Annotated in this window: 7 protein-coding genes, 2 tRNA genes and 1 rRNA gene; 9 read left to right on the top strand and 1 reads right to left on the bottom strand. The window is 44.9% G+C overall.

The genetic code is table 11. The features are described 5' to 3' along the window. The first annotated feature begins 71 nt into the window (after nucleotides 1-71). From ACHAL6_RS15205 to ACHAL6_RS15165, 9 genes are all read left to right on the top strand, one after another. On the top strand, nucleotides 72-413 hold the full coding sequence (locus ACHAL6_RS15205; RefSeq protein ID WP_395271502.1) for a hypothetical protein: 342 nt from the start codon (nucleotides 72-74) through the stop codon (nucleotides 411-413). A gap of 32 nt (nucleotides 414-445) precedes the next feature. Continuing rightward, the gene (locus ACHAL6_RS15200) at nucleotides 446-916 is read left to right on the top strand and encodes a polysaccharide deacetylase family protein (protein WP_395271501.1); all 471 of its coding nucleotides are present in this window, start codon (nucleotides 446-448) and stop codon (nucleotides 914-916) included. A 253-nt stretch (nucleotides 917-1,169) separates the two neighbouring features. After that, nucleotides 1,170-1,430 (top strand): TM1266 family iron-only hydrogenase system putative regulator, encoded by a 261-nt coding sequence (locus ACHAL6_RS15195; protein ID WP_395271500.1) that lies wholly within the window; start codon nucleotides 1,170-1,172, stop codon nucleotides 1,428-1,430. Next, entirely contained in the window at nucleotides 1,427-2,524 is a 1,098-nt protein-coding gene (gene hydE, locus ACHAL6_RS15190) for a [FeFe] hydrogenase H-cluster radical SAM maturase HydE (RefSeq protein ID WP_395271499.1), read from the top strand. Before ACHAL6_RS15195 ends, hydE begins: the two co-directional genes overlap by 4 nt. Next, nucleotides 2,517-3,935 (top strand): [FeFe] hydrogenase H-cluster radical SAM maturase HydG, encoded by a 1,419-nt coding sequence (hydG, locus tag ACHAL6_RS15185; RefSeq protein ID WP_395271498.1) that lies wholly within the window; start codon nucleotides 2,517-2,519, stop codon nucleotides 3,933-3,935. The genes hydE and hydG overlap by 8 nt, the downstream gene beginning before the upstream one ends. 19 nt (nucleotides 3,936-3,954) lie before the next feature. Continuing rightward, nucleotides 3,955-5,169: a [FeFe] hydrogenase H-cluster maturation GTPase HydF gene (hydF, locus tag ACHAL6_RS15180; protein WP_395271503.1), complete on the top strand. Its 1,215-nt coding sequence runs from the start codon at nucleotides 3,955-3,957 to the stop codon at nucleotides 5,167-5,169. Nucleotides 5,170-5,405: 236 nt separating this feature from the next. After that, nucleotides 5,406-5,523, top strand: a 5S ribosomal RNA gene (gene rrf, locus ACHAL6_RS15175). A gap of 3 nt (nucleotides 5,524-5,526) precedes the next feature. After that, nucleotides 5,527-5,603 (top strand) — tRNA-Ile (locus ACHAL6_RS15170). Nucleotides 5,604-5,606: 3 nt separating this feature from the next. Beyond that, nucleotides 5,607-5,682: transfer RNA gene (locus ACHAL6_RS15165), tRNA-Ala, on the top strand. Between the two features lie 101 nt (nucleotides 5,683-5,783). On the opposite strand, the gene ACHAL6_RS15160 is transcribed toward ACHAL6_RS15165, so the two are convergent. Next, a complete protein-coding gene (locus ACHAL6_RS15160; protein WP_395271497.1) occupies nucleotides 5,784-6,191 on the bottom strand; it encodes a secondary thiamine-phosphate synthase enzyme YjbQ in 408 nt (135 codons plus the stop codon). Between the last annotated feature and the right edge of the window lie 25 nt (nucleotides 6,192-6,216).

Genomic DNA, 6,216 nt, shown 5'->3' with positions numbered 1-6,216 from the left:
AAATCATGTATAAGTGTACTATATAGGTAAATGATAACAGTACTGACAGTATATTTGATCGGAGGAACAAGATGTTCAGGAAAAGAGTTAGATACGTGCTGCTTGGAATATCCCTTGTAGTGCTATTTACAGGATGTACTCTTCATACAGACACATCTCCTGCTATTGAGGAAAGTCAGGATTCAGAGAGTAAGGTGGAAAAATCAAGGCCGCAGACAGAAGAGAAGGATGAAATTAAAGAAGATCCTGATCAGGAAGAGGAAGTTGTTAAGGCCATTACGGTGAGTGATATGAAGGAGGATGAGCTTCTTCGTTTCATGGAGGATAAATACAGGGAAAGAGAAGTCACTGCATTTGGAGAGAATATGGAAGGTGTCATCACTTCCATCGTATTACAGCCACTCTTTTCATGAATGGCCGATGGATAGAAGAAAACGAGGAAACCATGAAGATATTGTCTAAGCATGAACTGTTTGACATTGAGAATCACGGTTATTCCCATAAACCTTTGTCCCTGGATGGCAGATCTGCCTATGGCATAAGAGGAACGGAAGGTATGAAGGAAGTTCTTCAGGAAGTCATGCAGAATCAGAAACTTATTTACTCCTATACAGGAAGAAATCCCAGATATTTCAGATCCGGTACTGCCTATTATGATGATGTGACCCTGGAAGTTCTGAAAGATCTGGAACTGAAGGCTGTTAATTATGACGTGCTGGGTGACGCTGGTGCAACTTTTAACAAAGAACAGATGATCCGATCAGCAGGTAGGGTAACACGGGGATCCATATTTCTCTATCACATGAATCAGCCGCATAAAAACATAGCGGAAGGAGTAAAGCATGTTGTGCCAATGCTTCAGGAAATGGGGTATAGTTTTGTGAAGCTTTCCGACTATGACGAATATTTAAAATAACGATGACTGAATCTCCTTTCTGATGAAGAAAAGGAGATTTTTTTATGGAAAAAGAGGCAGAAAACAATCATAAATTGATATATAATTAACAATAAATATGTTATGATAGAAAAGGTGCGAAGCGAGGGTTCTCCTTTCTTCAAACCTCAATTTAGAACTGGTACTCACCCAGAGGGAAAGCCCGATGGAAAAGGCGCAGGAAAAAAGTATGGTATCTGTGCGCCTTGTGGCGCATTTTTTTATGGAGGAAAAGATGGAAAAGAGAGTAGCACTCATAGGTATCGTCATTGAGCAGTATGAATCTGCCGAGAAACTGAACCGTATCCTGCATGAGTATGGAGAATACGTCATCGGGAGAATGGGGATTCCCTATCGAGAAAAGGAGATGAACATCATTTCTGTAGCAGTGGATGCCCCTATGGATGTCATCAGTACAATATCAGGAAAACTGGGCATGCTCCCAGGTGTCTCTTCAAAGACGATCTATGCGAAAAGCAAGAAGGTGTCCTTATGACAAGGAATGAAATGCTCATCCGAAAACTCGCTGGAGAACGTGTGTTGAAGGAATCAGAGTTCAGGGAACTCATCGAAAGCTATACGGAAGAAGAACTTCAATACGCCAGGTCCCTTGCAGGGGATCTTCTGGAAGAATCCTATGGAAAGAAAATCTACATCAGAGGGCTGATAGAGCTCACCAGCTACTGCAAGCGGAACTGTTATTACTGCGGCATAAGAAGCGGAAACAGAAACGCAGAAAGATATCGCCTGACGGAAGAGGAGGTTCTTTCCTGCTGCAGGACAGGATATGAACTGGGATTCAGGACCTTCGTTCTTCAAGGTGGTGAAGACCCTTATTTCACAGACGAGCTTCTGATAAAGATGATCGGAAGAATCAGAAATACGTATCCGGACTGTGCCATTACGCTGTCCCTTGGTGAACGAAGCAGGGAAAGCTATCAGAAGCTCTACGATGCCGGTGCCAACCGATATCTTCTTCGCCATGAAACGGCCGAAGAAGAGCATTTCAGGAAGCTTCATCCTGAGGGAGAGGAGCTTGCTTTAAGAACTGCTCATCTCTATGCTCTGAAGGAAATCGGTTATCAGGTGGGAACTGGTTTCATGGTGGGATCGCCTCATCAGAGCAGTCACTCTCTTGCGAAAGACATGTGTCTGATTCATGAGCTTCAACCTGAAATGGTAGGTATCGGACCCTTTATCCCTCATAAAGAATCCACATTCAGAGAGTTTCCCAGCGGTTCTGTGAAACTGACTCTTTTCATGCTCGCACTCATTCGAATCATGCTGCCGGAAGCGTTGATTCCGGCAACCACTTCCCTTGGGACTGTCGATGCGAAAGGCAGAGAAAACGGGATTCTCTCAGGAGCCAATGTGGTGATGCCCAATCTTTCTCCCATGAATGTGAGAAAAAAATATATGCTGTATGACAATAAAGCATATACAGGGTCTGAAGCCGCTGAGAGTCTTCATCTTCTGAAAGAATCCATGGGAAATCTGGGCTTTCAGGTGGTGGTGGACAGAGGGGATCACAGTTCCAGAAAAACAGCAGATACCCCAGTAATAAAGAAGGAAGGTAATCGCAGTGTATAATGTAAAATCGAGAAACGCGGAAGAATTCATCTCACACGAGGAAATCCTGGAGACACTGGAATATGCCGCGAAGCAGGCAAAAGACCATCAGAAGGTTAAAGAGATCATTGAAAAGGCAAGAGCTGGCAAAGGACTGCACCATAGAGAAGCGGCCGTTCTTCTGGAATGCTCCTTTGAAGATCTCAAAGAGGAAATATACAGCCTGGCGGAAGAGATCAAGGAAAGATTCTACGGAAACAGAATCGTCATGTTTGCGCCACTGTACCTCTCAAACTACTGTGTCAACGGATGCGTATACTGTCCCTATCATCTCAAGAACAAGCATATTGCAAGAAAGAAGCTCACTCAGGAGGAGATCAGAAGAGAGGTCATCGCTCTGCAGGACATGGGGCATAAGCGTCTGGCGCTTGAGACAGGAGAAGATCCAGTGAACAGTCCCATTGAATATGTTCTGGAAAGCATTAAAACCATCTATGATGTGAAACACAGAAATGGAGCCATCAGAAGGGTGAATGTGAACATTGCGGCGACCACGGTGGAGAATTACAGAAAGCTTGCTGAAGCAGGAATCGGAACCTATATCCTTTTCCAGGAAACCTATCATCAGGAGAGTTATGAAGCGCTTCATCCCACTGGTCCGAAACACAACTACAAATACCATACAGAAGCCATGGATCGTGCCATGGAAGGTGGAATCGACGATGTGGGGCTAGGTGTCCTATTCGGACTGGAACGCTTCAAATACGAGTTTACGGGGCTTCTTATGCATGCGGAGCATCTGGAGGAAACCTTCGGTGTCGGACCCCATACTTTAAGTGTACCGAGAATCAGACATGCGGATGACATCGATGCGGATGCCTTCGAAAACGGCATCGATGATGAGACTTTTGCGAAGATTGTAGCATGCATCAGAATTGCTGTTCCCTATACAGGCATGATCATTTCCACAAGAGAAAGTCAGTCCTGCAGGGAAAAAGTGCTGAAGCTTGGGGTCTCTCAGATCAGCGGGGGTTCCAGAACCAGTGTGGGCGGATATGTCCTTCCGGAGCTGGATGAGGATAAATCAGAACAATTTGATGTGAGCGATAAAAGAACACTGGACGAAATCGTGAAATGGCTCATGGAAATGGGACATGTTCCGAGTTTCTGCACTGCGTGCTACAGAGAAGGAAGAACAGGAGACCGCTTCATGATGCTTCTGAAAAGCGGACAGATCATCAACTGCTGTCATCCCAATGCGCTGATCACGCTGAAGGAATATCTCATGGACTACGCCAGCGAAGATACGAGAATTCTTGGTGAGAAGATGATTGAGAAGGAAGTGCATAAAATCATGAATCCGAGAGTGAAGGAAAGAGCGATTCAGAATCTCATCGATACAGGTGAGGGGATAAGAGACTTCAGATTTTAAGAAGGAAATGGTGAAACAGATGGGATATCAGAACACACCCAAAGGAGAAAGACTCCATATCGGTATATTCGGTCGGATCAATTCAGGTAAATCAAGCATCATCAATGCCATCACAGAACAGGAGCTGTCCATCGTTTCAGAAACGAGAGGAACAACCACAGACCCGGTCTTCAAGGCGATGGAACTGCTCCCGCTGGGACCTGTGGTCATGATGGATACTCCGGGACTTGACGATCAGGGAGAACTGGGCAGAAAGAGAATAGAGAAAACCCGTGAAGTTCTGGATAAGTCTGATCTGGCGCTCATTGTGGTCAATGCATCTGAAGGGATGAAGGAAGAAGATGAAGCACTGATAGAGGAGCTGAAGGGAAGAAAGGTTCCGTATATCGTCGTGCTGAATAAAATGGATCTTCTTCTTGAGCGGCCTCGCCTCTTGACTGACAGGAAGAACGAAAGCGTCCTACCTGTCAGTGCGAAGACCATGGAGAATATCCATGATCTGAAAGAGCTCATGGGAAAAGTCATGTCCACAGAAAAGAAAGAGAAGAAAATCATAGCGGATCTGATTCTGCCAAAAGACATCATTATACTTGTAGTTCCCATTGATTCTGCAGCACCCAAGGGGAGAATCATCCTTCCTCAGCAGCAGGTGCTAAGAGAAATCCTCGATGCCAGAGCCCAGGCCATTGTGGTCCAGGTGGAGGAGCTGAAAGATGCCCTTTCAAGCATCAACAGAAAACCGAAGCTTGTGATCACCGACAGCCAGGCTTTTTCCGGGGTGAAAAACATTGTACCGGATGACATTGAACTGACCAGTTTCTCCATTCTCATGGCCCGATACAAGGGAAATCTCCATGAGGCGGTAAAAGGAGCGTATCTGATCAGGGAACTGGAAGAAGATGCTTCCATTCTCATCTCAGAAGGGTGCACTCATCATAAGCAGTGCGATGACATCGGCACAGTAAAACTTCCCCAGTGGATCCGGAACTATACGGGTAAGAATTTCAGGTTCATCCATTCTTCCGGAACTGATTTTAAAATCAGCGAGGAAGACTTTGACCTTGTCATCCACTGTGGAGGATGTATGCTCAGTGAAAGAGAGATGCAAAGTCGCATAGAGAAAAGTCTGAAGAAAAGTATACCTTTAACCAATTACGGAATTGCCATCGCTCATATGAACGGCATTCTGGACAGGAGCATCCGGTTTTTCATGAAGGAGCAGGAAGGAAGCTGAGAGCTTCAGTGATTGAGAGAGGGAATCCCCTGCAGAAGATTCCCTCTCTGAAATAAAAGGCGATTTCAGACAAATAAAGAGGAAAATCTGTTGACAGTTATGGGTGCAGGACTTATAATAATTATTGTTCTGAAAATATATTTATACATTTTTGGAAAACAATACGTGAAAACAATATTCTTGTTATGCACGTTTTGTATAGTAAATTAACGATGTATATCGTAATTTACAAATTATCTGGTGTCTATATCTTTTAGGGCTACACCCGTTCCCATTCCGAACACGACGGTTAAGCCTAAAAGAGCCCATGATACTGCAGGGGAGGCCCTGTGGGAAAGTAGGTCGTCGCCAGTTATTGGATCTTTAGCTCAGTTGGTTAGAGCAACCGGCTCATAACCGGTCGGCCCGGGGTTCGAGTCCCTGAAGGTCCACCATATGGGGGTATAGCTCAGTTGGGAGAGCACCTGCCTTGCACGCAGGGGGCCAAGAGTTCGAGTCTCTTTATCTCCACCATAAAAGAATCCGGATCCTACCACAGAGTAGGATCCGGATTTTTTATTCTGTCCAAATAAAAACCGAAGGTGGCTGCCTTCGGTTTTCACTTTATCAGGAAACTATTCTCCCATTATATGTACGGTGACAGTCCGATCGCGAGGGCCATCGAATTCACAGAAGAAGATCCCCTGCCAGATGCCGATGTCGATGAGACCGTTGCTTACAATGAGGCTCAAGGTGTTTCCGAGGTTTATGGATTTCAGGTGCGCCTGAGAATTTCCTTCCATGTGCTTGAATTTACGATCATCAGGAAAGGCTTTGTCCAGTGCATAAATCATATCTTCAATGACATCAGAATCCGCGTTTTCATTGATGCAGAGTGCTCCTGTGGTATGAGGAGAAAATACGGTAAGTATGCCTTCTTTTATACCGGATTCCGTGACAATCTGTCTGACTTCATCGGTAATCTCATAAAAATCCTGTGATTTGATGGTCTTCACCTGCAGCTGGTTCTTGTGTATCTTCATTAAATCATCCCCCAAGTCTTTTCTT

The organism is Proteiniclasticum sp. C24MP (assembly GCF_043951855.1).
GTDB lineage: Bacteria > Bacillota > Clostridia > Clostridiales > Clostridiaceae > Proteiniclasticum.
This window is presented reverse-complemented; position numbering and strand designations above follow the sequence as displayed.

Excerpts from the sequence above, each read along its gene's own strand:
- ACHAL6_RS15160 (WP_395271497.1), bottom strand. The coding sequence starts at position 6,191 with ATGAAGATACACAAGAACCAGCTGCAGGTGAAGACCATCAAATCACAG.
- ACHAL6_RS15200 (WP_395271501.1), top strand. The coding sequence starts at position 446 with ATGAAGATATTGTCTAAGCATGAACTGTTTGACATTGAGAATCACGGT.
- hydF (WP_395271503.1), top strand. The coding sequence starts at position 3,955 with ATGGGATATCAGAACACACCCAAAGGAGAAAGACTCCATATCGGTATA.
- ACHAL6_RS15195 (WP_395271500.1), top strand. The coding sequence starts at position 1,170 with ATGGAAAAGAGAGTAGCACTCATAGGTATCGTCATTGAGCAGTATGAA.
- ACHAL6_RS15205 (WP_395271502.1), top strand. The coding sequence starts at position 72 with ATGTTCAGGAAAAGAGTTAGATACGTGCTGCTTGGAATATCCCTTGTA.
- hydE (WP_395271499.1), top strand. The coding sequence starts at position 1,427 with ATGACAAGGAATGAAATGCTCATCCGAAAACTCGCTGGAGAACGTGTG.